At 68.8% G+C, this 23,633-nt stretch carries 26 protein-coding genes; 18 read left to right on the forward strand and 8 right to left on the reverse strand.

Translation table 11 applies throughout. From position 1 onward, the window contains the following. Positions 1 to 116 precede the first annotated feature (116 nt). A complete protein-coding gene (locus tag D7I43_RS25065; protein ID WP_147427293.1) occupies positions 117 to 1,124 on the forward strand; it encodes a C40 family peptidase in 1,008 nt (335 codons plus the stop codon). 185 nt (positions 1,125 to 1,309) lie between these two features. On the opposite strand, the gene D7I43_RS34170 is transcribed toward D7I43_RS25065, so the two are convergent. The 8 genes from D7I43_RS34170 to D7I43_RS25100 form a co-directional block, all read right to left on the reverse strand. Beyond that, a complete protein-coding gene (locus tag D7I43_RS34170) occupies positions 1,310 to 2,554 on the reverse strand; it encodes a serine/threonine-protein kinase (RefSeq protein ID WP_120331020.1) in 1,245 nt (414 codons plus the stop codon). 113 nt (positions 2,555 to 2,667) lie between these two features. Then, positions 2,668 to 2,844 (reverse strand): hypothetical protein, encoded by a 177-nt coding sequence (locus D7I43_RS32815; RefSeq protein ID WP_158610152.1) that lies wholly within the window; start codon positions 2,842 to 2,844, stop codon positions 2,668 to 2,670. 291 nt (positions 2,845 to 3,135) lie between these two features. Next, on the reverse strand, positions 3,136 to 3,648 hold the full coding sequence (locus D7I43_RS25075; RefSeq protein ID WP_120331021.1) for a GIY-YIG nuclease family protein: 513 nt from the start codon (positions 3,646 to 3,648) through the stop codon (positions 3,136 to 3,138). Between the two features lie 245 nt (positions 3,649 to 3,893). Then, positions 3,894 to 4,361: a prepilin peptidase gene (locus D7I43_RS32820; protein ID WP_204985286.1), complete on the reverse strand. Its 468-nt coding sequence runs from the start codon at positions 4,359 to 4,361 to the stop codon at positions 3,894 to 3,896. A gap of 329 nt (positions 4,362 to 4,690) precedes the next feature. Then, the gene (locus D7I43_RS25085; RefSeq protein ID WP_120331023.1) at positions 4,691 to 5,563 is read right to left on the reverse strand and encodes an oxygenase MpaB family protein; all 873 of its coding nucleotides are present in this window, start codon (positions 5,561 to 5,563) and stop codon (positions 4,691 to 4,693) included. Further along, positions 5,560 to 6,789 (reverse strand): MAB_1171c family putative transporter, encoded by a 1,230-nt coding sequence (locus D7I43_RS25090; protein WP_120331024.1) that lies wholly within the window; start codon positions 6,787 to 6,789, stop codon positions 5,560 to 5,562. Before D7I43_RS25090 ends, D7I43_RS25085 begins: the two co-directional genes overlap by 4 nt. A gap of 5 nt (positions 6,790 to 6,794) precedes the next feature. Further along, positions 6,795 to 7,367, reverse strand: coding sequence for a hypothetical protein (locus D7I43_RS33790; RefSeq protein WP_240033142.1), 573 nt, complete (start codon positions 7,365 to 7,367; stop codon positions 6,795 to 6,797). Positions 7,368 to 7,369: 2 nt separating this feature from the next. Beyond that, the gene (locus tag D7I43_RS25100; RefSeq protein WP_120331025.1) at positions 7,370 to 7,891 is read right to left on the reverse strand and encodes a hypothetical protein; all 522 of its coding nucleotides are present in this window, start codon (positions 7,889 to 7,891) and stop codon (positions 7,370 to 7,372) included. Between the two features lie 530 nt (positions 7,892 to 8,421). Between D7I43_RS25100 and D7I43_RS25105 the strand changes: the two genes are divergently transcribed. The 17 genes from D7I43_RS25105 (at position 8,422) to D7I43_RS25180 (ending at position 23,450) form a co-directional block, all read left to right on the forward strand. Beyond that, a complete protein-coding gene (locus D7I43_RS25105; protein WP_120331026.1) occupies positions 8,422 to 9,012 on the forward strand; it encodes a hypothetical protein in 591 nt (196 codons plus the stop codon). Further along, positions 9,006 to 9,893, forward strand: a complete 888-nt coding sequence (locus D7I43_RS25110) for a hypothetical protein (RefSeq protein WP_120331027.1) — start codon at positions 9,006 to 9,008, stop codon at positions 9,891 to 9,893. Before D7I43_RS25105 ends, D7I43_RS25110 begins: the two co-directional genes overlap by 7 nt. 110 nt (positions 9,894 to 10,003) lie before the next feature. Beyond that, entirely contained in the window at positions 10,004 to 10,567 is a 564-nt protein-coding gene (locus D7I43_RS25115) for an SAF domain-containing protein (RefSeq protein ID WP_240033143.1), read from the forward strand. A gap of 1 nt (position 10,568) precedes the next feature. Further along, a complete protein-coding gene (locus D7I43_RS25120) occupies positions 10,569 to 11,378 on the forward strand; it encodes a CpaE/TadZ family protein (protein WP_120331029.1) in 810 nt (269 codons plus the stop codon). Further along, positions 11,368 to 12,897, forward strand: a complete 1,530-nt coding sequence (locus tag D7I43_RS25125) for a TadA family conjugal transfer-associated ATPase (protein ID WP_120331030.1) — start codon at positions 11,368 to 11,370, stop codon at positions 12,895 to 12,897. Before D7I43_RS25120 ends, D7I43_RS25125 begins: the two co-directional genes overlap by 11 nt. Then, positions 12,894 to 13,799 carry a type II secretion system F family protein gene (locus tag D7I43_RS25130; protein ID WP_120331031.1) on the forward strand — a complete coding sequence of 302 codons (906 nt, stop codon included), beginning with the start codon at positions 12,894 to 12,896 and terminating at the stop codon, positions 13,797 to 13,799. Before D7I43_RS25125 ends, D7I43_RS25130 begins: the two co-directional genes overlap by 4 nt. Further along, the gene (locus D7I43_RS25135) at positions 13,796 to 14,653 is read left to right on the forward strand and encodes a type II secretion system F family protein (RefSeq protein WP_120331032.1); all 858 of its coding nucleotides are present in this window, start codon (positions 13,796 to 13,798) and stop codon (positions 14,651 to 14,653) included. The genes D7I43_RS25130 and D7I43_RS25135 overlap by 4 nt, the downstream gene beginning before the upstream one ends. Positions 14,654 to 14,685: 32 nt before the next feature. After that, positions 14,686 to 14,886 carry a hypothetical protein gene (locus tag D7I43_RS25140; RefSeq protein ID WP_120331033.1) on the forward strand — a complete coding sequence of 67 codons (201 nt, stop codon included), beginning with the start codon at positions 14,686 to 14,688 and terminating at the stop codon, positions 14,884 to 14,886. 2 nt (positions 14,887 to 14,888) lie between these two features. Further along, complete coding sequence (locus tag D7I43_RS25145) at positions 14,889 to 15,311, forward strand: TadE/TadG family type IV pilus assembly protein (RefSeq protein WP_120331034.1); 423 nt, start codon at positions 14,889 to 14,891, stop codon at positions 15,309 to 15,311. After that, on the forward strand, positions 15,308 to 15,742 hold the full coding sequence (locus D7I43_RS25150; protein ID WP_120331035.1) for a TadE/TadG family type IV pilus assembly protein: 435 nt from the start codon (positions 15,308 to 15,310) through the stop codon (positions 15,740 to 15,742). The genes D7I43_RS25145 and D7I43_RS25150 overlap by 4 nt, the downstream gene beginning before the upstream one ends. Then, on the forward strand, positions 15,739 to 16,161 hold the full coding sequence (locus tag D7I43_RS25155) for a TadE/TadG family type IV pilus assembly protein (RefSeq protein ID WP_120331036.1): 423 nt from the start codon (positions 15,739 to 15,741) through the stop codon (positions 16,159 to 16,161). The genes D7I43_RS25150 and D7I43_RS25155 overlap by 4 nt, the downstream gene beginning before the upstream one ends. Before the next feature lie 20 nt (positions 16,162 to 16,181). Further along, positions 16,182 to 19,673, forward strand: a complete 3,492-nt coding sequence (locus D7I43_RS25160; RefSeq protein ID WP_120331037.1) for an AfsR/SARP family transcriptional regulator — start codon at positions 16,182 to 16,184, stop codon at positions 19,671 to 19,673. A gap of 110 nt (positions 19,674 to 19,783) precedes the next feature. Next, a complete protein-coding gene (locus D7I43_RS25165; RefSeq protein ID WP_120331038.1) occupies positions 19,784 to 20,164 on the forward strand; it encodes a hypothetical protein in 381 nt (126 codons plus the stop codon). Then, positions 20,161 to 21,531, forward strand: coding sequence for a hypothetical protein (locus D7I43_RS32520; RefSeq protein ID WP_147427295.1), 1,371 nt, complete (start codon positions 20,161 to 20,163; stop codon positions 21,529 to 21,531). Before D7I43_RS25165 ends, D7I43_RS32520 begins: the two co-directional genes overlap by 4 nt. Before the next feature lie 201 nt (positions 21,532 to 21,732). Further along, positions 21,733 to 22,836, forward strand: a complete 1,104-nt coding sequence (locus tag D7I43_RS25170; RefSeq protein WP_120331039.1) for a hypothetical protein — start codon at positions 21,733 to 21,735, stop codon at positions 22,834 to 22,836. A 3-nt stretch (positions 22,837 to 22,839) separates the two neighbouring features. Then, on the forward strand, positions 22,840 to 23,172 hold the full coding sequence (locus D7I43_RS25175) for a hypothetical protein (RefSeq protein ID WP_120331040.1): 333 nt from the start codon (positions 22,840 to 22,842) through the stop codon (positions 23,170 to 23,172). Continuing rightward, entirely contained in the window at positions 23,169 to 23,450 is a 282-nt protein-coding gene (locus D7I43_RS25180) for a hypothetical protein (RefSeq protein ID WP_120331041.1), read from the forward strand. Before D7I43_RS25175 ends, D7I43_RS25180 begins: the two co-directional genes overlap by 4 nt. Positions 23,451 to 23,633 lie beyond the last annotated feature (183 nt).

Consider the following 23,633-nt stretch of genomic DNA (forward strand, 5'->3'; position numbering starts at 1 on the left):
CTTCACCGAGGCGGTCCTGACGGGCCCGGGTGGCGGGTCACGGACTACGAAATCCGCCAGGCGGGTTTGCGGTGACCCGTTTGTGGCCCCTACTGGCCGGGGGCATCGCCGTTGTGGTGCTCGCGCCGCTGGCGCTGGTAGTGCTGGTCGGCCTCGTAGTGCTCGGAGCCAACCCGACAATGGCGTGCACCGTCAGCCCGCCTACCGCATCGGTTAGCTCCACGCCGGGGTGGAGCAGCCAGGGCCCGTGGAACGCCGAGCAGGTCGGCAACGCCGCGATCATCGTGTCCGTCGGCGCCGAGATGGGGGTGCCCCGCTACGGCTGGGAAATCGCCGTGGCGACTGCGATGCAGGAGTCAACACTTCGAAACCTCGGCCACCTTGGCGTGGACAACGACCACGACTCCCTCGGGCTGTTCCAGCAGCGACCCAGCCAGGGCTGGGGCACGCCGGAGCAGATCCTCGACCCGCGCTACGCGTCCCGGAAGTTCTACGAGCACCTGGTCAAGGTCGACGGTTGGCAGAACATGCCGCTCACCCGGGCCGCGCAGGCGGTGCAGCGGTCCGCGTACCCCAACGCGTATGCGAAGTGGCAGCCAGAGGCGCAGCAACTCGTGGCGGTGGCCAGCGACGGCTTGAACATCGTCTGCACCAGCGACGGCGGGGACGGGCTGCCGCCCCTGGACGATGCGGGCCTGCCCGACGGGTTCACCCTGCCCACCGACCCGCAGCTACGGGCCGTCATCTCATTCGCCCTCGCCCAGAGGGGCAAGCCGTACGTGTGGGGCGCCGAGGGACCAGACAGCTACGACTGCTCGGGGTTGATGATGGCAGCCTGGGCCAAGGGCGGCGTGAAGATCCCGAGAGTCACGGCGGACCAGGTTCACACCGGCGTCGCCGTCACCTCCCTGGCAGCGATGCGGCCCGGCGACCTGATCTTCATACCCGGCTCCGACGGCACCATGGCTCGCCCTGGTCACGTCGGCATGTACATCGGCATCGACCGTCGTGGCCGCCAGTACCTCATCCATGCGCCGAGAAGCGGTGACGTCGTCAAGGTCGTCCCCGTCACCAACTGGAGTCGGCAGGTCGCCGCGATCCGACGGCCAATGGGGGTGGCGTGATGTATGTAGGTTTTCACTGAGGGTGTCGGTTTCTCAGATCCGTGCCGGCACCGATGCCGATTCCGACAGGGTGCGAGAGCCCGTTCGGTGTAGCGTCGAGCTGTATCGATCTAAAGCCAGCACGATCTCCGCATGCCTGGGCAGGACGGCGTTCGCCGCTGAGGCCCGGCCGGTCCGGAGCCGGCTCACCCGATGGCGGTGAACGCGGCTGTGCCTTGGCTGCTGGGGTTGGTGGCGATGCCGACGTAGCCGCTGACGAGGTACGGTGCAGCGCCGGGGGTGGGCTGCCGGTCGGCGCCGGTGCGGGCGTCGAGGACCAGGGGGCCGTTGTCGGTGGTGCCGTAGACGGCGCCGTGCCAGGCCGTGGTGACCTTCACGGCGGTGCGGTTGGCGGCCGTGTCGGGTAGTTCCCACAGCAGCTTGCCGGTTTGGGCGTCGTAGCCGCCGGTCCAGTTGTCCGCGGCGCAGACGGTCGTGCTGGTCTGGTCGTAGTGGCAGGTGAGCTGGTAGGACGCAGGGCCGGAGGACTGTCCGGACTCGACGGCGGCGCCGGTGGCGGACGCGACGAGCCGGTAGTAGGCCCTGCCGTTGCCGTAGTCGCGGCCGGTGACCAGGACGTGCTTCGGGCCGGCCGGCTGCACCCGAACCTCGGTGCTGTCCTGCGGGTCGGTCCAGCGCTGGTTGCCATCGGTGGCGCCCACTCCGGCGGTGCGGAGTTTGATGCCGGCGGAGTCGACGGCCAGCGAGCCGACGGCGACGTCGCCGGCGACGGTGGTGGCCGTGAAGTTGACCTTATTCCAGGCCAGGGTTTTGCTGGTCAGGTTAATGCCGTAGGTCGTCGTGCCGGCGCGAACCACGACGACCGAGCCGGCGGTACCGACGACGGCGGTCGGGCCCGTGGCGTCGGCGGGCACGTCGACGACGATGGCGGGCAGCCGGCTGGCGTCGACGGCGCTCACCGCGGTCAGCTCGATGGCGGTGCGCGCCGGCGTGGTCCCCTGGCCGGGAATGCTAACCGGGAAGGCGGCCAGGGTAGTGGGCTGGCCGGCGACGTCGGCGAGCACCGGCGGGCCGGCCAGGTCTCGGTGCGCCACGTCGTCGGCGACCTTGTTCTCCGGGGAGATGGTGGCCCGTACCGTGCCGGTCAGGGCGTCGACGGCGAGCAGACCGGTCGCCGTGGCGGCGAACAGGGTGGTGTCGTGCAGGACAGCGCGGCGCCCGAGCACCTCGACCCCGCTCGTCAGCTCGGCGGGCAGCGGTACCGGGGCGGCCGGCTCGAAGCGGGTGGGCGGGTCGTAGCTCGGCCGGGCGGTGGGTGAGACGGAGGCGGACGCCTTGTCGCCGGGCGCGGGTGTGCCGCTGCTGCCGCACCCGGTCAGGGCCAGGGCTGCGATGAACGCGGCGACCGTCCTGCGGCTTGAAGGTCGCATCCGTGTTCCTCCCCACTGAATCTGCCGATGATCGGTGTCCCGTGATGCGTCCTGCCGCGATTTGCCGGTTGCCCGGAGGTCGGCCGGCGCACCCGTGCGGACGGCCGTCGCGGTCAGCCCTGCTCCGGCCTGTCCTGCTCGCCCGTGCCGAATCGGCGGTTGCCGCCGGCGGCGATGGCCGCGAGCCGGCTGGCGAGAGTGCGGACGGTGCCCTGCTCGCCGGCCAGGCGCTGTTCCAGTTGCTGGCGGCTCTGCTCGGCCAGATCGAGCTGCGCCTGCTTGCTGTGCAAGGCACGGTGCGTCGGTCATACGCCCAACCTTCAGCGACCCGCCGCAGGCGAGCGCGGGAGATTAAGCCGGTAGGTCACCGGCGGCAAGGGCCGCGTCATGATCCGATCCAACCATTTCGCCGCGATCGTCGCCGCCCCTGCCAGCCCCGCACCGCGAAGAAACGAAACGGTCTTGAGGTCAATCGCGACATCTTCGTGAGAAGCAATCGCTCCAGTGCTGGTCCACGCGACCGTCGCTGACAAGATCCACGAGAACCTACAGTGTAGAGTCTCAGAATCGATGGGGCACTTTTAGGCAGCTTGGCCACTGTCCGGCCAGGGGCTATCTCCTTGAGACACACTGAGGAGTGCTTGCTGATCGTTCCAAAGGTTCCGCGCCCAGGTCTGTGATCTCTCGCGCCGGCTCTCCTTCTTGGCTTCCCAGCCGACGACGATCGGGGCGATGCCTACCTTGGCGCGATGCCATTCGATCAGCCGGGACTCGAGGACGAGCGCGTCGGCGTAGTCGATGGTTGGCAACCAGCCGACGGTTGCGCCGAGGGTCTTGAGCATGTGAACGACGGACACCTCCCAGCGGTCTTCGGGGTCGTACTTCACGATCCAGTCGTCATAGTCGGCGAGCCGCCGGGCAAGTGACGCTGCGGAGCCGATGTAGAGAACGCCGCCTTGGACCGACCACACGTAGACGCCGGGCTCTGCAGGCCGCGTGCCATGGTTCCAGCTCCTCGCAGCGCCGAAGTGGCGCTCCAGCGCGGGTGCGAGCTCGATAACCTCAAGGACCTCGACCGATACCAATGCCGTCATGGCGACAGGGTACGAATGGGGTACGACAACTCGTTTCATGGTCGGCAACGTTTGGGCATTACGACCCGCACGCGCTCGTCGGCTTGCCGCCGGTCACTCCCGCTGAGCCGTCGCCGCCCAAGCGCAACTTATCGAGGAAACCGACCGTCGGGCTACATGGCGCAACTCCGGCTGGAGGCCCGAGCATGTTGCTTCGCTGCATATACGTGGTCAAATCGTAGGGTGTTGACTGTTGACGCCGCGGACTACCCAGGCGGTGCCCAGGCTAGCAGCGCGAGCATCACGACCGCGCCAGCGATGAAGAACGGACCCACCGCAATGTGCGCGCCGAGACGTATGCGCCTGCCGATCAGAAGAACTACCCCCACCAGCCCAGCGCTCAGTAATCCTAGATACACCCCAGCGAGAGCGCTGCTCCAGCCCCACCACCCGAGCAGAGCGGTCACCGAGATGAGTAGCTTGATGTCGCCAAGGCCCATGCTGCGGCTCCCCATGATCAGTCCCAGCACCAGGAACGCTGCAGCGGCGACGGCAGCGCAGATCACCGCGTCGAACAGGTGGTCCCACGAGGCGTCGGTGGCAGCGCCGACCGTGAGCAACGCGAACACGCCGGCGACCGCCGGAAGTGTGAGGATGTCAGGTAGGCGGTGCACCTGGGTGTCGATGAACACGAGCGGCACCGCGCACCCGGCCCACCACAGGCCGGCTAGCATCACTGGGATCGTTGGAGCGGCGAGAACGACGGTGACCACCGCCACCACGGCACAGAGCTCCAGCAGGTACGGGACCGCACCAACTCGGTGGCGGCACCGGCCGCATCGGCCGCTTGGCAGCAGCGATGTCCAGCCAGGGCTATTTGGGCCCACCTCGACCCCGCAGTGACCGCAGCTGCGCTGGCTGCTCTGGCCAGCCGGTACTGCCAGCCGAACGACCAGCCAACGCAGCAGTGGCGCCACAGCGAGGATGAGCAGGAGCGACGTGATCCTGCCCGGCGCACGAGGGGCGTCGCCCGACCGCGTCGGCGACAGCACCGGCGAGCCGCTCATGCCCTGCTTCGGTCGGTCGAGTGGTCCTGCTGGGGGCCGAGCTGGCTGATCTCGTACCCGTCGGGGTAGGTCTTGGTCTTGATCCCGTCGGCGAACATCGCTGTCGTCCGCGGCTTGCCGAACCAGCGCTGCAGCCGGGAGCGCCCCTTCAGCGCGAGGTGTAGACCAGCCCTGACAGGCCAGGCGGGCGGATCGACCTGCATCGCGGCTCGCAGGCGCTCGTCGTACAGGGCGCCGACCAGGGCGTTGCCCAGCGGTGCGAGTGGCTTCGGGATGCGGGTGAGCATCAGCATGCGGGTGGCCCGTTCGATGGCCGCTGCGTCGTCGTTCGGCTTCAGGTGGGCAGCGTCGTGGGCGTCGAACCAGGTTGCGAGCGCCTCGTAGGAGTCGGGGATGTCGGTGATGCCCATTCGGCGGCCGAGCTCCCGGTAGAAAAGGTAGGTGGCCTGCCGTTCGTGGCAGCATGGGCGGCGCCAGCCGTAGCGCTGCAGCCATCGGGTCGGGATCACCACCAGGCAGCCGAGGACGTAGAGGTAGTCGTCGTTGCTGATGTCGTACGGGCGGTGGATCTGGTTGACGCGTCGCAGCGCGTCGCGGCCTCGCGGCTGCTCGAAGCCGTTGAGCAGCATTTCGTACATCAGGAGACCGGTGTCGTCGATCCGCTTCTGGGTGCGCTCGGTCAGCTCGCCGGTGGCGGTATGCACTGCGGCGATCGACGGGATGGAGAACGACCGGTTGAAGGCGAGGTTGAGCCCGAGCTTCATGTCCCACGGGAACTCGTATCGCAGCATCGTCTGGTAGATGGCCAGGTACTCGCGCTCGGGGTCGAGGGCGCGGATGCGAGCGAGGTTGGCGTAGCGGGCCTTCATCGTCGGGCGTCTCCAAGCGGGATCTGCGAGGCGGGGAGATGTCGGGACGCGGTGAGCGTCCGGGCCACCACGGGTGATCGGGCGTAGGCGAGGGAGACGAGCGTCAGCCAGGACACCTCGCCGGCGTAGCCGCCGGAGGGACGATGCAGCTCGTCCGCGGGCTGGGGGAGTTCGACGGCACGGCCGGCGCAATGGGCACGCAGAGCGCAGGCCAGGTGGGCAGCCTCAACCGCGGCTCGCTGCTCCTCTGCGGTCAGCTCAGCCTGCTCGGCGAACTGCTCGGCCAGCTCTGTCACCCTGGCGTCCATGTAAGGGCGCAGGGCGAGTCGCGCGTCCCGGATCTCGGCGACGCGGCGGGTCAGGGCGTAGTCGATGTCCCGCACGGCCGTGAGGGGTCGGCGCAGGCTCGCATCGAGTTCGAGTTCCGGCAGGGCGGTGATGAGGTCCCGCCAGAGTGGTTCCAGCCGCCGGTAGCAGCGGAAGTCGTCCCAGCGTCGTGTGATCGTGAGGATCGGACCCCACGCGGGCATGGTGAGGCCGACCATCATGAGCAGCGCGCTGATGGTCACCAGGACCGAGGCGATCTCCCGTTCGCCCGTCGGCCGGTGGCCGCTCCAGTAGGCGATCAGGTACACGATCTTGTTGATGCTGTAGAGCAGGGCGAAGGCGGCGCCGACAGCCGTGACGCGAAGGCCTCGGCGCAGCCAGGGACGCCCGCAGATCCGGGCGAAGCGCCAGCACAGCCGGGAGATGTCGATGCAGTAGGCGAAGAAGCCGAGCGCAATGAAGACCAGCAGGTACGCGGTCACCGCGGGGTCGGTGGCGTACTCGACCGTGAGGAGCACCGGGGTGTCGTAGGTGAGCGTGTAGGCGAACAACCCGGCCATGGTGAGGAAGGCGCAGCTGGTGACCAGTATCCAGCGTCGGGTGCGGGCGGCGGCCTTCCACCTTGGAAGCGCAAGGTGGAGCAGCATGCTCTCGGCACTCGCGGCGATCGTCATCGCGCAGGCATGGGAGAGGACCTTGGCCAGGTTGGGCAGGCCCGACGTGCGGTCGATCGAGGCTGCGAGGGGCGGAACGGCGAGCGTAATCCCGACGGCGAAGGCTCCGATGGCCACGCAGATCGCGCCGCGCGCGTGGCTGGGATGCCGGCGCTGGAGCCGCAGCATGTACCCGAATGCGGTCCAGCCAGCGAGGGCGCAGATGGCGTACAGGGCGGTATCCATCAGCGCTACCAGTCGGGGTGTTCCAGCGAGCGCCGCAGCCGGCCGTACAGCTCGGCATGTCGGCTATCCAGCGGTGAGTCGTCCTGCTCGCTACCGCCGCTGTGTGCCCGTCGAAGAAGCAGCGAACCGATCATCTCGGCCTCACGCTCCTCGGCGGCGGCATAGTTGCTGCGACCGAGGCTGCGTTGGACCAGCTCCGGGTCGAGGTCTGGCAGCAGCAGCCGCGAGGCGTCCGGATCCAGAATCTCGGTCGTCCGATGACCGGCGATCAGGTGTCCCAACTCGTGCCCGATGATCAGCATCTGATGCAGCGGCGAGGTGTCCTGCTCGAAGAAGATGGCGTCGAAGTCGCCGGTCGGTACGAACATCCCGCACACCGTGTGTGCCGGCAGGCTGATTGGGACCAGGTGGATGGGGCGGCCGCGTCGTTCGCCGAGAATCTGGCACAGCATCCGGATGTCGGACCGTTCCGGCACCTCCAGGTCGGCGAGCAGTCTCTCGCAGCGCTTGCGTAGTCGGTTCAACGTCACGTCAGCGTTCTCCCGCTCATTGGCGTGCTGCCACCGAAGGATCAGCACTGCTACCTGCGTTCACCAGGCGCGTCGCTCGCACTCCCAGAGCCCGAACCCTCGGCCACGGCCCGCAAGCGCGCCACCATCTGCTCGATCAGCTGGGTGTCGGTGGCGGAGAGTCCACTGTCGGCAAGCACCTGGCGTAGCGCCACCTGCTTGATATCCATCCGACGGAGCTCGTTGAGGAGTCCGATCTGGTCCTGGACTCGACGTGCTGCCGCCTCGTCGACGAAGTAGCCGGGGCTGACGCCAAATGCGGTGGCCAGGGCCCGCACGTGCGACATCCGGGGATCGCCGGCCACGCCGCGGCGTAGCTCTCCAATGTAGGCCGCGCTGATCGTGACACCGGTAGCGTCCGCCGCTGCGTTGATCTTATCGGCGATCTCCTTATTGGTGTACCGGCGTCCGGGTTCGTCGGAGTCGCTGAGCTCCTCCGGCGTGGGGCGAATCTTGTCGAACAGGTACTCCAGCCTGGCGGCCAGCGTGTCGAGGGGCGGCAACTCGAGCTCAACCTGCTGATCTTCGACCATGATTCTTCACCCTCCAGCGACCTAAACAACAGTGTCGCATCTATAAGCGTACGCGAAACAGATGTTGACACGCGTACCGAGCGTGAGCGTATGATCGCCACTGCGTTGAGCAACGCCTGTTTAGCGAAGGCGGCGTCCGCTCAACGACCGTGTTTCGGGGGTCGACAGTTGGCCCACGGATCCGAACGGGGGTACGGCCGGTGGGAGGGATCAACTCCACAAAGGATGGAACGGGGAATCCAACTCCCAGCACCCGCTGGCCCTCGCGGCGGGCAGTTCGGGGCAACCGGGAGCGGCACCCCGGCCCGGACGCCGTCGACCGGAGGGGGCGCTGGGCCGCACGGTAGGGACACCTTCGGGCGGCCCAGCACCCAGCGGGCTCCAGCCATCTGGCATAGGCACGTCCGCCGGCGAGCGGCCAGTGGCGTCCGTAGGTCGGCGAAGCGACCACAACGCACCGGGGCTGAGCGCCCGACCACGCATCGCCAGCGGCAGGTGAAGGCCATGCCAGCCATCAGAGGAGATACGCCTTGATTGCGATCACCAGCAAGGCCGTGAGCCCGAGAGTGCGGTGGCTCGCCGCCGGGCTCACCGGCACCGTGCTAGCCGGGGTGACGGGGTGCGGCGACGACAAGCCTGCCGTAGCGCCGAGCTCGAGCCCCTCAGCGGCGTCGTCATCGCCATCACCGACGGTCGACGCCGAAAACGCCGAAGCCGAGGCGGCAGCGCTGACCGCCTATCAGAACTACGTCCGGAGCTACGTCGCCGCCTCGAACAAGGGTGACTACAACGCGAAGCTCGACAGGTTCGTGGCGGACCCGGCGTTGCTGACGGTGCGCCAGGACCTGCTGATCAAGTTTCAGCAGGGGCTCGTTACCACCGGGGAGCCGGTTTCGGCGCCCGCCGTGAGCAAGGTCGACACCACCCGGCGTCCGTTCACCGCCGAGATCGAGGACTGCTTCGACACCAGCGGGTGGGATGTGGTCTCCAAGAAGACCGGCAAGTCGGCGCGTACCAAGGGCCAGGCAACGAGGTACGTGGTGATCGCCCAGGCTGAGCTGTTCGGCGATGGCCAGTGGCGAATCCGCGAGGTCAGCGCGCAGCGGGAGAGGTCATGCTGAGGCGTACGCCGATCGCCGCCTCAGTCCTGATCCTGGTGGCCAGCGTCGGCGCCCTGCTCGCACCCGGCCCCGCGTACGCCGACTACGAGCACTGCGATGCGCTGGGCAACTGCTACTGGGTGGTGGAGAAACCGGGAACCGGCGGCGGTGGAAACGCCGGTGGAGGCAACAACGGTGGCGGCAGCGCGGGCCAGGGGTGCAGCTACGAAGGCCAGCCCGTGCCGTGCGTGGTCGACGAACTCGGGGTCTGGGACGGCTCCTGCTACGTCAAGCGCGTCCCACCGCCGCCGGGCGGCCGGACCGACGGCTACTGGAGCATCCGTACGTGCGTCTACGGCGACATCGCCTCGCAGAGCCCGGCTACCTGGTCGCCAGACCCGCCCGCCGGGATCCTGCCCTCGTACCAGGAACTTGCCCAACGAGCCATCGCCGAGATGAAGCTCGACGGGCCGAACATCGGGATTGCTCCGCGGACGAACGGCTCCGGGTTGGTCGGACTGCCGATCTGGCTCTGGAACAACGTCAGTCCGACCACCTGGGGGCCCATCACCCGGACCGCGGCGGTGCCAGGTCGGTCGGTCACCGCTACCGCCCGGGCGCAAAAGGTCGTCTGGAGCATGGGGGACGGCAACTCCGTCACCTGCACCAAGCCCGGCACGCCGTACCAGCCGTCCTTCGGCAACCGGAAGTCACCGGACTGCGGATACGACGGCTACTCACGGCCAAGCAGCACCCGATCCGGAGGTCGGTACACCGTCACGGCGACCACCTCGTGGCTGATCACGTGGAGCGGGGGAGGCGGGAACAGCGGCTCGCAGTCCATCGACCTTTCCTCCACGACCACGCTCGACATCGGCGAACTGCAGGTGATCACGTCATGACCAGCGCCCCGACCCCCTCCACCCGGGCCACCCCAACGGTTGCCGCGCCGTACGCCGTGCCCCGAGTCGCTCCGCAACGACGCTGGCGCCCGGCCCTCGTCTGGCTCGCGGTGGCGCTGATCGCCGCCGGTGGGCTGATCGCTGCGGGCGTGCTGCGCAAGGTCGGCACCACAGCCGAGTATCTGGCGGTGGCCACCCGGGTGGAGGTCGGCTCCACGATCGGGCGCTCTGACCTTCGCACCGTGCGCATCACGGTGGACCCGGCCCTCAAGCCCGTCCCGAGCAGCTCCGCCGACGCCGTCATCGGCAAGTTCGCCGCGGTCGCGCTGGTGCCCGGTACCCTGCTGACCCAGGCGCAGCTCACCGACACCGCCGTGCCGGGACCCGGCAGGCAGTTGGTCGGCATCAGCCTTCCGCAGGAGCGCATGCCTGCTGAGCGGATCAAACCTGGTGCCGAGGTCCTCCTCGTCGTGACCACCGACGACGGTCCGGTCGCGAATCAGCAGCCCACCGCCGCACCGATCAGCATCAAGGCCACCGTCATCGACGTGCGGGACGGCGTGAAGGAGGGGACGACACTCCTCAACGTCGCCGTCGTCGAACGCGACGGGCCACTCGTGGCCGCACGCGCCGCTGCGGGCCGGATCGTCGTTGCCCTGACCTCGGGGAGCTGACGTGGCACTCATCGCGATGGTCTCGGCCAAGGGCTCGCCTGGCGTCACCACCACTGCGTTGGCCTGCACACTGTCCTGGGGCGGACGGACGGTGCTGGCCGAATGCGACCCCGCAGGCGGCAGCATCCTGAGCGGGTACCTCTCAAGCCTGGATATTCCGCCGCTCGGCCTGCTGCCACTGGCGGCGGCTGCCCTGCGCGACCAGCTCGCCGACGCCTTCGCCCGCCAGCTGGTCGACCTCGACGCCGATCATCCGGGCCGACGGCTCTTGCTGCCCGGCATCAACGACCCCGTACAGGCGGGGACCATCCGCCCAACCTGGGATCCGCTGGCAGTGTTCTTCACCGAGCTGGAGCGCGGCGAGGACGGTTACGACGTCATCGCCGATTGCGGCCGCTTGACCACCAGCGCGCCGCCGTGGCCGCTGCTGTTCCGCGCCGACCTGGTGCTCCTCGTCGTACGGACGGCAACCCTGCGAACCATCGCCCCGGCTGCGGCCGCGGCCGAGCTCCTCCGCCGAGAACTTACTCAGCACGGACAGGGACACGACGCACTGGCCCTGGCGCTGATTGGCGACGGCCCATACAGCCGGCGGGACATCGAACAGCGGTTGCAGCTCCCAACGTTGATGGAGCTGCCCGACGACCGGCGCACCGCCGAGGTACTCAGCGACGGTGGCGGCCGGCTTCGGGGCAGCCAGCAGTTGTTACGCGCCGCCGCCAGTGCTGAACCAGCCGTACGGGAGGCGATCGCACGCTGGCGAGCGCATCTCGTGCCCACGTCGCCGACCGGGAGCAACCATGCTCGATAAGCGCGGACCCAGCGGCTCGACCTGGCCGGCATCGGTCGACCGGATCGCCGCGAACGGCCACCGCTGGCCAACCAACGGCACCGCAGCCGCCGCCGTACCTGATCCTGGCCCGTCGCCCACCGCTGATCAGGCGGTGACACCGGTCAGCATCGACTACGCGGCGGTGCGGCTGCTGCGCGCCCGGGTCAGCGCGGAGCTGACTGCCGCACTTCGAGAGACACCGAACGTCTCTCCCGGTCACCGCCAAGCGGAAGCGGAACGCATCGCCGCGCGGCTGGTACGCGACCACGTCGACACCCTGCACCAAGCCGGGCAGCCGATCTCACAGGCGGAAGAGGACGCCCTGCTCGACGCCGTCGCCGCCGACATGTTTGGCCTGGGGCGTCTACAGCAGCTCCTGGATCGCAAGGACATCGTCAACATCCACATCCTCGGCTGCGACAACGTGCGGATCGAGCACACCGACGGGCGGATCACCGTGGGCGAGCCGGTCGCCGACAGCGACAAGGAACTGGTCGACATGTTCCAGGTACTCGCGATGCGCGCCGGGGCGACCGAACGTTCGTTGTCGTCGACGAAGCCCTGGCTGGACATGCAGCTGCCTGACGGGAGCCGCCTCACCGTACTCATGCAGGTATCGGTGCGGCCCTACGCCGCCATCCGCCGGCACACCCTGATGGACGTCAGCCTGGAGGACCTGCGCGACCGGTACGGCGCCGTGGACGAGCTGATCTGCCAGTTCCTCAAGGCGGCCATGGCCGCCGGTCTCAACATCATGGTCGCTGGGCTCGCCGACGCCGGAAAGACCACACTGCTACGCGGGCTGGCTCGCGAGATCCCTGCCGGGGAGCAGTTCGTCACCCTCGAGGAATCGCGCGAGCTCGGCCTGCACACCACCGGTCGGCACCGCTGGGCGATGAGCCTCGAATCCCGGGAAGGCCACGGCTCCCGCGGTGCCGATGGCCGACCGGCCGGCGAGGTCACGATCATGGACATGATCCCGCTGACCCTGCGGATGTCGGTCCAGCGGATCATCGTTGGCGAGGTCCGGTCTCGGGAGATCGTGCCGATGCTGCAGGCCATGGCCACCAGCAAGGGATCGCTCTGCACCATCCACGCTCGCCATCCCCGAACTGTCATGGACCGCGTCATCGAGCTAGCCCTGCAGCACGGTCCCGAGATGACCGCGGAACTGGCACGACGGATGGCTGCCGGCGCCATCGACCTCATCGTGTACGTCAGCGTCGAGGACGAGACCAAGCTTGGCGGCCGCAAGCACCGCTACGTCTCAGAGATCGTCGAGGTCGGCGGGATGAGCGGCGACCAGCTCGTCACCACGCAGATCTTCGGACCGGGGCCGGACGGGCGAGCCGTGCCGCGACACCTCCCCGAACGGCTACTCGAATCCTTCCTGCGGGTCGACTACGACCCTCGCCAGCTCACCGGCTACATCCAGCAGGGCGAGCACAACCGAGGCGCCTGGACCACTCGCCTCGACACATTGACGAGGCGGCCATGAGCCTGCTCGACCTCGCCGCTGTGCTGGCGGGCCTGCTCGCCGTCGCCGGGGCGATCGTCGGTGTGCTCGGCGTCGTGGGAACCACCCGCCCGCCCCGTCCGCCGTCGGCTTTGCAGCAGCGTGCCCGCCGCTGGTGGGTTGGGCCCGGGCGAACGCGGCGTGAGCAACGCAGCCACCAGGTCAAGGTGATCACCGCGGTCGTTGCTGGCGCACTGACCTGGCTCCTGACCGGCTGGCCCGCCGCCGGGGCCATCATCGGCATCGCCGTTCCGGGCATACCCTGGCTGTTCGCCGCCGGTCGCGCTGAGAAGCAGGCGATCGCTCGGCTGGAGGCCGTTGAAGCCTGGACCCGCCGGTTGGCGGACATCGTCGCCCGAGGGATCGGCCTTCAGCAGGCAGTCGTGGCGACCGCGGCGACCGCGCCGCAACTCATCGAACAGGAGATCCGTGACCTGGCGGCGCGGCTGCAGGCCGGCGGTGACCCAACCGCCGCCCTGCAGCAGCTGGCCGACGATCTCAACGACTACACCGCCGACCAGGTCATCGCACCGCTCATGCTCCACGTCACCGATCGCGGTGAGGGCCTGCACGAGGTGCTGACCGGCATCAGCCGGTCCATTGCCGCCGAGATCGAGATGCGCTCAACGGTCGACGCCAAGCGTGAAGGCCCCCGCTTCGCGGTGCGGTTCCTGACCGGCATGGCCATCTTGCTCCTGGCCTACGGGGTGATCAATCCGCACTACCTGCAGCCCTACGGCAGCGTGCTGGGGCAACTCGTCCTGCTCTTCCTCGCCGGCCTGTACGTCGTGCTCATGACCTCGGTACGCAAACTCAGCCTCCCGCCGAAACGGGAACGCCTACTGCCGCCGGCCGACAGGCAGACCGTGGGAGCACCAGCATGAACAACGGTCACCTCACCGCCATGGTCATCGCCGGCGCGTTGACGGGGTTCGGGCTGTTCCTGTTGGTCGTACAGCTGATCCCCGCGCCGCCGGCGCTCGGGCCCGCGCTTCGCCGGCTACATCCCATGAGCACCCCGAGCAGCACCCCGGCCAGCATCAGCTGGCTCCGACGTCGATTCTCGGTGCCGCACGCCGACCTGCGGCTCCTCAACCGCAGCACCGACCAGTACCTCCTTACCCTCGGGCTGTCCGCGCTGTTCTGCCTCGTCCTGCCCGCCCTGATCACCATCGCCGTCGCGGTGCTGCCTCTGCCGATACCCGTGTTCGTCCCCGCCGGTGGCACGGTCGCCGCCGCGGTGGCCGGCGTGGTGTTGGCCCACCGGGAGGTCGTCGTCAAGGCCGCCACCGCCCGGGCGGAATTCACCCGAGCCATGTGCACCTACCTCGACCTCGCCGCCCACCAGGTGCTCGGTGGTCACGGCCCGGTCGAGTCGCTGGACCGAGCGGCCAGCGTCTGTCAGGGCTGGGTATTCGACCGAATCCGGGAAGCCCTGCTCAGCGCACAGCTCCAGCTACGGCCGCCGTGGGACGAACTGAAGGTCCTCGCCCGCGACATCGAGGTCGTCGAGCTGGGCGACCTGGCAGACATCATGCGGACCGCCGGCAACGAGGGCGCCAACGTCCATCAGACGCTGCGCGCTCGCGCCGACTCGATGCGAGACCGGATCCGTACCGAGGCTCTCGCCCAAGCCGAGCTACGCACCAACAAGCTCGACATCCCCGCCGCAGCGCTGATCCTCGTGCTCCTCGTCCTCATCGGCTACCCGTTCATGGCCCGACTGTTCGTCCGCTGACGCGGCACAACCCACTCACGGAGGGAACCGCCATGCACACCATCCAGGCACTCGTCGCCCAGCTGGCAGCCCGCTGGCAGAACCTGACCACGCCGGCTGAGGCAGAGCGAGGCGACAGCCCGGTCGGCACCGCCGTCATCACCGCGATCCTCGTAGCCGGTGCCGTCGTCGTCGCCGGGGCGATCGTTGCCGTCGCCAACGGCTGGGTCGCGCTCATCCCCACCCAGCCGTGACCATGAGAGCGGCCCTCATCCGCCCGCTCTCGGCCCGGCGCGGGCGGATACACCCCTGCCACCGCGACCGTGGCAGCTCGCCGGTGGAGTTCGCCATCATCGCGCTGCCGATGCTCCTGCTGACCTTCGCCGTCGTCCAGACCGGGTTGGTCTTCTTCGCCCAGTCCATCGCGCTGGCTGCCGCCACCCAGGGCGTCAACGGCGCCCGTGGCTACCAGTCCACGGCCGCAGCCGGCGAGAGTCGAGCCCTCAACTTCCTGTCCACCGCCGGAGCCGGCCTGGAGAACCGGCAGGTCGTCGTCACTCGTACGGCTACGGAGGTACGAGTCACCGTCACCGGCCGGGCGATCACCGTGCTTCCCGGCTTCAATTGGACGATCAGCAGATCCGCGCACGGCCCCGTAGAACGGCCGACCGCACCATGAGGAGGCGATGGACCCGCCGGGAACGCGGGTCGGCATCCATCGAGATGGCAGTCGTCGCGCCCGCCATCCTGGCGTTGTTCGCCAGCGCTGTCATCGCTGGCCGGGTCAACCTCGCCCGTCAGGCGCTGGAAGCGGCGGCCTACGACGCTGCACGAACCGCTTCCTTGGCACGCACCTCAAGAGAGGCGAACGCCCAGGCGCAGGAGGCCGCCCGAGCCACGCTTGAGGCCCAGGGGCTGAGCTGCAGCAGCTTGAACGTCATGGTCTCCACCGCAGGCTTCGACGTCCCCGTCGGGCAACCCGCCACTGTCACCGCCACCCTGAGGTGCCGTGCGACCTTCTCCGACGTCGCACTGCCCGGCATGCCCGGCACGGTGCCGATCAGCGCATCCTTCACCAGCCCGTTGGACACATACCGGGGAAGATCATGAAAGCGGCCATCCGCCGGCTGAGCGACGACGACGGCCGGGTCACGATCTGGTTCGCCGTTCTCGCACCCGCCTTTCTCGCTCTGATCGGCCTCATAGTCGACGGCGGCGCCAAGGTACGCGCCTACCAGCGCGCGGACAACATCGCCGCCGAGGCGGCCCGTGCTGGCGGCCAAGCAATCAAGGCCGGACAGGCCATAGATGGCGGCGCCAAGGAGATCGACCCCTCGCGGGCCGCCTCCGCCGTGCAGGCGTACCTCGACGATCTCGACGGGGTCGCCGGCAGCGTCCGCGTCAACAACCCCCAACAGCTCACGGTCACCGTCACCGTCACCTACAACCCGATCCTGCTCGACCTGTTCGGCGGGGGCGGCGGCACGTCGGTGACCGGCCGGGCGACCGCGAACCTGATCGCCCAGTAGCAGCTCGCAAAGGAGCAACCGTGGCACGCACCGCAATCACCGCCGGCCGCGGGCGACAGGCCCTTACCGCCATCGGTGCTCTCGTCCTGGTTGCCCTGATCGCTGCTCTGCCGATTCTGCTGCTCTGGGCCGCCGGCAACCCTCTTGCCGAGCTCGGCGGCTGGTTCGCCACCCTCACCGACGACCCGGGCGCCGCGGTCAGGCAGGTCTGGCAGGCACTCAGCACGCGTGACGACGGAGATCTGTTCCTGTGGGCCCTGTCGCTGGTCGGCTGGGTGGCCGCCGCCCTGGCCGCGTGGACCTGGGTCACCTTCCTCGTCGCCGTCGTCGCGGAGGCCGCCACGCAGGTACAGGGCCGCCGGAAGGGACGCATTCCGCGTCGCATCGCCCAGGTTCCCGGCATGCGTCTCCAGCAGCGAGCCGCAGCCGCGCTGGTGGCTGCCATCCTCGGTGGCCTCGCTGCGCCGGCCCTGGCATCGGCTGCCGCCCCCGCCGCCGCCGTTCAACCCATGACGGTCGGACCCGCAAGGGCTGCCGAGGGGACCGAACAGCCGAGTCCCGCGCCGACCCATGCAGCGACGGCAGAGAATCACCTCGAGCACACCGTGGAGCGCGGCGAGAGCCTGCTGGCCATCGCCGAGCGCTACACCGTCTCGTGGCAGCGCCTGGCCGAGGCGAACCACGGGTTGCCGCAACCAGACGGGCGCAGCCTCCAACCAGGTAACACCCGGGTCTACGCCGGATGGACCCTGCGCATCCCGCTGGCCACCGCCCCGACCGCCACCATCACGTCGACCCAGGCCTCACCTGCTGCAGCTACTGCTCGGATCAGCTATTTGGTCGCACGCGGTGACTGGCTGTCGGGTGTAGCACAGCGCTTCCTTGGGGACGCCGACCGCTACGTCGAGATCGCCGACCTCAACCCGCAACTCAAGAGGCGTGACGCTCGCTTCCCCGACCACATCGAGCCCGGATGGCGGATCCTGCTGCCCAAGGAGGCTCGCGATCGCGGCCCCGTCGAGCGAGCTCAAGGTTTGGTCGTGAATGGCGACCGCGCCCGGCCGAGCCCGCCCGCTTCGGAAGCTGACAGCGCGTCGGCCGATCCCCGTCCAGGGGCAGCCGCCGACAGTCCCGCGGATGCGTCCGGTTCGAGGCGAGGAGACGCGAGCTCGTCGCCGGCCGTCGCTCCCACAAGCCCGCCGACTGCTACGGCTACGCCCTCCGCCTCGGCCAGCTCACCTGCCGACGAACGGACAGCTACGGCACGTTCCACCGATGAGCCGACCACCGCTGAAGCGGACCAGGGCAGACAGCCAGCCGAGAACGGCGAAGTCAACGGGGGAATCGTCCTGGGGTCGCTCGCCGGCGCAGGTCTGCTCTCCGCGCTGCTGCTCGCCGCCGTCGTACGTCGGCGAGCCCGCCAGCGCCAGCACCGCCGGCCCGGTCGCCGACTACCGCATCCCCGCAGTGGGGCGACGGAACGCGCGCTGCGGGTCGCCGAGCAACCTGCCGATGTCGACCGGCTCGACCTCGCCCTGCGCAGCCTCGCTGCGGCGCTGGCCGAACGCGAGCAACCCCTGCCGGACATCGCCGCCGCCTGGATCGTCGACCAGAGCGTCACCGTCGTGCTCACCACACCGGGGGCCCAGCCACCCGCGCCATGGATTGACGACCTGGGGCACTGGACCCTGCCCGGGGATGCCACCGTGCCAGCCGTCACCGAGCAACTCGCGCCGCTGCCCGCCCTCGTCGCCGTCGGGTCCCAGCCGGGCCGGCACCTTCTGCTCGACCTCGAACGCCTGGGCAGCCTCGCCATCGCTGGTGACAGCGAGCGCACCCTGGCCCTGCTGCGTTATATCGCCTGCGAGCTGGCGTGCAACGCATGGTCCGACGACGTCGAGATCATCGTCACCGGCTTCCCGGCGTACGAGGCCGAACTTCTGGTCGCGCTCAACCCGGACCGGGTGCGGGCAGCCTCGTCTGTCAGTGAGGCCGTCAATCGCCTTCGACGGCGAACAGCCGCAGTGGCCGCCGCCCTCTCCGCCTCCGGAGCAGCGGATGCACTCGCGGGCCGTATCTCCGACAACGGCGAGGCATGGGCGCCCCAGGTGCTGCTCGTGGCCGATCCGCATGCCGACGACCTCGATCTGCTCGACGAGTTCGGCAAAGAGCTACGGGAGGCCGGCCGGTGCGCTGTCGCGGTCGCCAGTACCACCAGGGTCAACGCGGCGACCGGCCCGAACACGGCCATCATCGACGAGGACGGGATACTGCAGCTTGCCTTGCCGTTCCTCCTCGTCGAGGGAGCTGCGGCGGGGTTGCCCGTATGCGAACTGGAACCGCTCGTCGAGATCATGGCGCAGGCCCGGAGCGCCACGGACGAGTCGATCCCGCCGGCCGCCGAGCCGGAGGACTGGGCCGAGGGCACCGATGCGGCCGGCTCAGTGCTTGAACTTCTCACCGCGGCCGCCGTTGCCGAACCCGCGATATCGCAGGCATCCGAGAACGGTGAGTCGAACCTCTCTGACGCATCGGCACCGTCAGATCCCATCGTCGCTGTCCCGCGGATCGACAGCGGCCACGCGGGTTACGCCCGGCCACGGCGAGAGGTCAACGCGGCGATCCGGCAGCGCCGCCGCCAGTCCGACCCCGAACTCGATTCGGACCTACGGGCCTGGCGTGAGCAGGACAGCGCTCGTCCCCGTATCGGCGTACTCGGCCCGGTGGATGTCGACGCACCGGGCCCGGCGCCTGCTCAGCGCCGTCGCTTCCACGCGGAGCTCATCGTCTACCTCGCCCAGCGCGGCGCTCGCGGAGCCTCCGCCGAGCAGCTCACCGACGCGTTGTGGCCCGAGCAGCAGGTCAAGGACGCCAGCCGCCGCGTGGCTATCACGCGGGCCCGGCGATGGCTGGGGGAGAGGCAGGACGGCAGCGCCTGGCTGCCCGAGATGGGATCCGATCGGCTGTACCGGCTTGAGCCGGGATACCTACTGGACTGGCACCTGTTCCGCCGCCTCCGCAGCCGCGGGCAGAGCCGCGGCCCGGCCGGGGTCAAGGACCTACGCGCCGCGCTGGAGCTGGTACGCGGAGCACCACTCGACGGCGCCGACCGGGCGTACGCAGTTGGAGCACGCAATCCCTTCACCTGGCTGCCCGAGTCCGACATCTATCCCGGGCACATCACGTCTGCGGTGGTGGACACTGCCCACGACCTCGCCGAGCTGTACCTCGAGGCGGGGGACACGACCGGAGCTCGGTGGGCCGTACAGCAGGCATGGCTGGCCGACCCAGACCGCGCTGACGACGGACCCTGGCGCGACATCATGCGGGCTGCCCACGCAGAGGGACACGCCGCAGAACTACGCAATCTGCTGGGGGAGCTGATGCGCGCCCGAGAGGCCGAGGTGCCGGAGGACTTGACGCCGGCCACCTATGCCCTGCTGCGCGAGCTTCTTCCAGATTTGCTCGCTGCCACTACTGCGAGCGGAGCGGGAGGAGCAGCGCCCAATTGAAGATCTCTGACCGATGGACCTGATGGAACCACAACCACGACTTGTCGTCACGACAAGGATGAATCAGAACGGGGTGAACCAGCTTGCGGACCTCAAACCAAGGTGACGTCATGAAGTACATCGAGGCGGCGAATCAGATCAACGCGCTCCTGCGCGACGAGCCCGATGATCTCGTTGCAGGCGGCGCGATGTATCTGGCATGCGAAGCCTGGAAGCAGTTGGCCGGCAGTGACATTGCCTGGGATCGCTTCGGCTTGGAACTCCTCGACGTTCGAGCAAGGCACTACTCGGATCACCAGGATGTAACCGTCGACGCTGAGGGCCCCGTACGGGACGACGCGGAGACCCGCCTGGCCGTGACGGACATGGTGGAGCAACTCGCCCGATACCACCAACGATGCGCAGTCGACGGTCGCCTTGGGCTTGCTGGCCGGCTCAGTCACGACGCCGCTGCACAGCAGTTACGACGTGCGGCGGCGGCTCTGGGATGAGTTTCGGCTACTGGCACAGGGAGGCGTTGGAGGCGCTGAGCGCAGCAACTGCAGCGATGGGGCAGCGGCAGGCGATCACCGCAGCGGACATCAACGCTGCTGTCACGGCCCGGTCTGCGCTCTTCACCCAGTTGGCCCGAGTGACTGAGCTACTCGTCGGGGGCCGTCCGGCAGCGGAAGTGCCGAATCGGGCGGGAGCTGCGGCAATCCTGAGGAGGCGTGGACAGGCGCTGACGCAGTTCTACGTCGGGCTTCGAGCCGCGGCGATCGTTGACCGGCAGTTTCCATCCGCTCCCGACGCAGTCAACACGGAACCGGCGCGCTCGTTGCGTCGCGCCACGGACGCCGTCGGCGTGATCGGCGACATCCTCGCCAGTCACGTTCCACCAGGACGAGGGCCCCGCACACCCGAAGGCCTCGCCATCCGAGCCGGCGGCGGCGTCCAATCCGGCCTCGCCGAGATCGCCAGGCTAACCGTGCGCGCGGCGGCGATCGATATCGCACTGCCCGGATGGATCGATCATGGGCAGGGGCACCTGGTTGAGATCTACCGACCAGTGGCGGAGGCCGCACGATGGACCGCCGGTAGCGGGCTGAGCGCGGTCGCCCGCGACCTCATCGCTGCGGGGCGCGGACAACCTCCGCTGGACGACCTCGACGTCGCCCGATCTCCGCTGAATCCTGCTCCAGGCGTCAGCACCATAGGCGGTGCGATCACGGCTATCGCCGCCGCACGGACCTGGATGTGGCACAACCCGGGGCAACTCACCGGCGCCCACCTGCGGCTCGGGACTCAACTCGGGTTGGCCGTGCACGTCCTCAGGAGCGGTGGTGATCCCCAGCTGGTCGGCGGGTGGCGTCAGGCGGCCATCGCAGCCAGGGAGCTTCGCGCCACCCCGCCAGTCGGCCCAGCTCGGGATGCCGCGGCCGAACTGGCAGAGGCGCTGCGCTGGCTGCAATCACAAACACCCGCTCATCGGGGTGATCCCGCGACTCCACCCGACCAAAAATTCGCACGTCTCGACGCGGAACTCCCGTTCATGGCCGCCACGCTTCACAAGGGGCTGAACGCTGCTCTGCAACGACGCGATCTGTTCGTCCGGGCAGAGTCGGCCTTGAGGCGTCAGACCGGATCACTCGTCTTCCGCGCCACTGAGAGGTGGCGACCGGCCGTGAGCGATGACGATGTGGTGCAGGATCTCACCCGAGCGCTTCTGCAGCGGCATGATGCGGACAGGCACGCCGACCAGTCAGTTGCGGCTCGGGCGTTTCCGCATCCACTACGACCGAGGTCTTCGACGGCTCAGGCATCGGTAGGCTCGGCCGCCAATGCGAGGCCGGGGCGGGACCTCCGTCGATCACGATGACTCGGGGTGGTCGCGTGAGGCCTCCTCTCCTGTTGCTCTTCGAATTCGCGTTTACTGCGGACAACGCCCACTCTTACCGCCCCACGGATGACTTCTCGTGCCAGGACGATCACCGTCCGCCGAGGAGCCATTGACGCTGTTGATCACAGTCCAGTACCGTTCGTGTTCGCACAAGAGCCGAACGACGTTCAACGGGGGAACATGAGCGGCTTCTACGTAGATCCGGCTGGCCTGAACGGGCTGTACAACGTGCTGCATCGGGCATCCGGTGATGTCGATGACGCGCTCGCGTACGTCAAGCGGCATTGCGACCTGACCTTCGCCGAAGAAGGTCTGCTGGTCATCTTCGCCAGCCCGCACAAGCTGGCGTACGACCGGATGACGCAGGGCCTGCAGCGGCTGGAGACCGTCACCCGGAGCGCCGCGACCCAGATCAACCTCGCCCAGCGCGCCTACGCCACCTCGGACGCGGAGTCGGCAAGCCGGATCGACCAGACCAATCCGGGCGCGAAAGACCCGGCGGCGATGTGGAGCACGTTCAGCACGGGCCGTCCCGACCTGTGGCCCACCGCCCCCCGTTCTCCGTTCGCTGACGTTGCCGAGCCGACCAGCAACCTGGTTTCGCCCAATTATGCGACCGCGGTCGAGATGTGGAAGATCAACCCTCTCGCGGATCTGGTCAGCCCTGCCGCCTGGCTGCGCCAGGTCAGCGTGTGGCTGTTCGGGTACGACCCGTTCGAGGACTGGACCAAGCAGCTCAGCGGTGACTGGGACGCCTACATCCACTGCGCCGCAGCCTGGCGGATCGTCGGCAACGCGCTACACGATGTCGGCTGCAACCTCGTCGCCACCGCCGCGGATGTACCGGAAGTCTGGCGTGGCCAGGCCGCGGAGGCCGAGCAGGAGTTCCAGCTCACGCTCGGCAGTGCGGCCATGGCCTTGCACCCGACGTGCGACCAATACGCCGAGCTCTACACCAAGGCCGCCGAGGCTGCCAAACAACTCTTCGAGGTGGTCAGTGGCCTGATCGCCAAGCTGATCGACGTTCTGATCGTCGTCAACCTGGCCTCGGCCGTCGGCACGGCAACGATCGAGACGGGCGTGGGGCCGGTCGTCGGTTACGGCGTGGCCGCCTACTACGCCTGGCAGGCGTACGACCTCTACAACGAGATTTCGACCTTCTATGGCAACGCCGAGGCCACCTTCAAGGGCATTGCCGGCACCATTAGCATGATTCAAGCTGGCGCGGCCGTCGCTGCGCTTCCCGATCTCAAGTCCTATCAGCACCCCGGACAGCAGGGATAGGCCATGACCGACGAGATCCTCCGCCAGCCACTGGCCCGCGCGGTCCTGACGACCCTCGCCCGCAGCCGCGGCGGCGACGATCCGCTGGGTTCCCTGGCCCGTACCGTCCTCGGCGGCGAGGCGGACCTGCGCGCGGCGGCGGCTTTCTCCTGGCATGGCCGGGCGCTGGACGACGCCTTCACGGCGTCGCTGAACGAGCGCGACGCCCTCCCGCGGGACGAGCGCGCCGAATGGGAACGGCAGGCGCAGCAGCTTCGTGACGCGGGCGCAGCGTTGACCGTCGAGCTGGAGCCTCTGGGTGGTGCCACCAGCGAGGGCCGGGAGGAGTGGCGGTGAACGCCCGCATGCGATGGAGACTGGCCGTCCCGCTGATCGGCCTGAGCCTGCTGATGGTGGTCCCCGCCGTCTACGGCACCTGGGTGTTCTGGTCCGATTTCGGAAACACCTATCGGTCGCTCAGCGTCGTCATCTGCCTGGCTCTGCTGGCACAGTTGGCGTTGGCGGTGTCGATCGGTGTGCGGCCGACCCGGGACGTGCCCTGGCTGCGGATCGGACTGATCGTGCTCGCGTTCCTGCTGGCCTGCGGGGTCGCGGCGGTGCGGAGGTCGGTCTGACATCGACTGCACCGAAGCCAGCCGTGACGCGGGTGGCGAGGCATGTTAACCAGGCCATGTGCACGGCGTTTGTCGCGGCGCGGGCGGGCGAGGAGGCACGGCAGGCGGGCGGCCCGGGTCGCCGTCCTCCGCGATCGCCGGGGTCTCGCCGAGGATTTTCCGCTCTCGCGATAGCCGGCCGAG

The sequence above is a fragment of the Micromonospora globbae genome (assembly GCF_003610785.1).
Taxonomy (GTDB): domain Bacteria; phylum Actinomycetota; class Actinomycetes; order Mycobacteriales; family Micromonosporaceae; genus Micromonospora; species Micromonospora globbae.

Coding starts and splice junctions, on each gene's coding strand:
- D7I43_RS25165 (WP_120331038.1), top strand. CDS start 19,784: ATGAAGTACATCGAGGCGGCGAATCAGATCAACGCGCTCCTGCGCGAC.
- D7I43_RS25110 (WP_120331027.1), top strand. CDS start 9,006: ATGCTGAGGCGTACGCCGATCGCCGCCTCAGTCCTGATCCTGGTGGCC.
- D7I43_RS25090 (WP_120331024.1), bottom strand. CDS start 6,789: ATGGATACCGCCCTGTACGCCATCTGCGCCCTCGCTGGCTGGACCGCA.
- D7I43_RS32820 (WP_204985286.1), bottom strand. CDS start 4,361: ATGCTAGCCGGCCTGTGGTGGGCCGGGTGCGCGGTGCCGCTCGTGTTC.
- D7I43_RS25150 (WP_120331035.1), top strand. CDS start 15,308: ATGAGGAGGCGATGGACCCGCCGGGAACGCGGGTCGGCATCCATCGAG.
- D7I43_RS25130 (WP_120331031.1), top strand. CDS start 12,894: ATGAGCCTGCTCGACCTCGCCGCTGTGCTGGCGGGCCTGCTCGCCGTC.
- D7I43_RS25170 (WP_120331039.1), top strand. CDS start 21,733: ATGAGCGGCTTCTACGTAGATCCGGCTGGCCTGAACGGGCTGTACAAC.
- D7I43_RS25140 (WP_120331033.1), top strand. CDS start 14,686: ATGCACACCATCCAGGCACTCGTCGCCCAGCTGGCAGCCCGCTGGCAG.
- D7I43_RS34170 (WP_120331020.1), bottom strand. CDS start 2,554: ATGCGACCTTCAAGCCGCAGGACGGTCGCCGCGTTCATCGCAGCCCTG.
- D7I43_RS25100 (WP_120331025.1), bottom strand. CDS start 7,891: ATGGTCGAAGATCAGCAGGTTGAGCTCGAGTTGCCGCCCCTCGACACG.
- D7I43_RS25175 (WP_120331040.1), top strand. CDS start 22,840: ATGACCGACGAGATCCTCCGCCAGCCACTGGCCCGCGCGGTCCTGACG.
- D7I43_RS25155 (WP_120331036.1), top strand. CDS start 15,739: ATGAAAGCGGCCATCCGCCGGCTGAGCGACGACGACGGCCGGGTCACG.
- D7I43_RS25145 (WP_120331034.1), top strand. CDS start 14,889: ATGAGAGCGGCCCTCATCCGCCCGCTCTCGGCCCGGCGCGGGCGGATA.
- D7I43_RS25085 (WP_120331023.1), bottom strand. CDS start 5,563: ATGAAGGCCCGCTACGCCAACCTCGCTCGCATCCGCGCCCTCGACCCC.
- D7I43_RS25135 (WP_120331032.1), top strand. CDS start 13,796: ATGAACAACGGTCACCTCACCGCCATGGTCATCGCCGGCGCGTTGACG.
- D7I43_RS25075 (WP_120331021.1), bottom strand. CDS start 3,648: ATGACGGCATTGGTATCGGTCGAGGTCCTTGAGGTTATCGAGCTCGCA.
- D7I43_RS25125 (WP_120331030.1), top strand. CDS start 11,368: ATGCTCGATAAGCGCGGACCCAGCGGCTCGACCTGGCCGGCATCGGTC.
- D7I43_RS32520 (WP_147427295.1), top strand. CDS start 20,161: ATGAGTTTCGGCTACTGGCACAGGGAGGCGTTGGAGGCGCTGAGCGCA.